The 700-nt window shown below is 42.9% G+C and carries 1 protein-coding gene; it reads right to left on the bottom strand.

What is annotated here, in order from left to right; translation table 11 throughout:
* Positions 1–150 precede the first annotated feature (150 nt).
* The gene (gene hutP, locus RZN25_18550) at positions 151–585 is read right to left on the bottom strand and encodes a hut operon transcriptional regulator HutP (GenBank protein ID MEQ6378787.1); all 435 of its coding nucleotides are present in this window, start codon (positions 583–585) and stop codon (positions 151–153) included.
* Positions 586–700: the final 115 nt, after the last annotated feature.

The raw sequence follows: 700 nt of genomic DNA, 5'->3' as shown, positions 1-700 counted from the left end.
CCTTACGTCGATGAACAAGGGCACTTACGCTTTTCTTTGAAAAAAGGCGACAACGGGACATACTGATCCCGTTGTCGCCTCCTATTGACTAATAGCTCTAGGCAACTAGATATTTTTGTGATAGATTTGTTAGTTCCAGTGGATTTAACCTTATAAATGGTTAACTCCTAAGCCGAGCGTTTCATGTTCTAATCCTTTGACTGGGGCACCGATCGTTCCGTAAAAGGCAACTGCTAACCATTCCCCCTCTTCTTTTCGCGGATAAGGATTGCCTCGTACCACTGCAAATCGAAGTCCAACTGTCCTCATCATATCCCCAATGGCAAGCTGCCCTCTAGTGACTCCTTGAAGAGCATCTAAAATTGCATGATAAAGGGAATGAGTTTCTCGATAAATATTCTCTTGGATAATTTCCGAGCGTTTGGCAGCAGTTTCTACAGCCGAGATAATTTTTTGCATGTTCATGGAACCTACCTTACCCGTGCAAAACTGATAGCTATCCAACTGCACCTGGAAAGGTTTTAATTCCTCTTCACTTAGTGTTGCTAGCAGAACCGCTAATTTCCCAATATCATTACTATTCATATCGTATTCCCGTTCCTTTTTAAGGTCTAATGTCTAGCTAAAGCTCCCTATCGACTAGAGTCGGTTCCCTCATCACGGTCGATAAGTCAACATCGATTCACTACGTTCATCGTGT

This window comes from Bacillaceae bacterium S4-13-56, from assembly GCA_040191315.1.
In the GTDB taxonomy this organism is placed as follows: Bacteria; Bacillota; Bacilli; order Bacillales; family JAWJLM01; genus JAWJLM01.
This window is presented reverse-complemented; position numbering and strand designations above follow the sequence as displayed.

Excerpts from the sequence above, each read along its gene's own strand:
- hutP (MEQ6378787.1), bottom strand. The coding sequence starts at position 585 with ATGAATAGTAATGATATTGGGAAATTAGCGGTTCTGCTAGCAACACTA.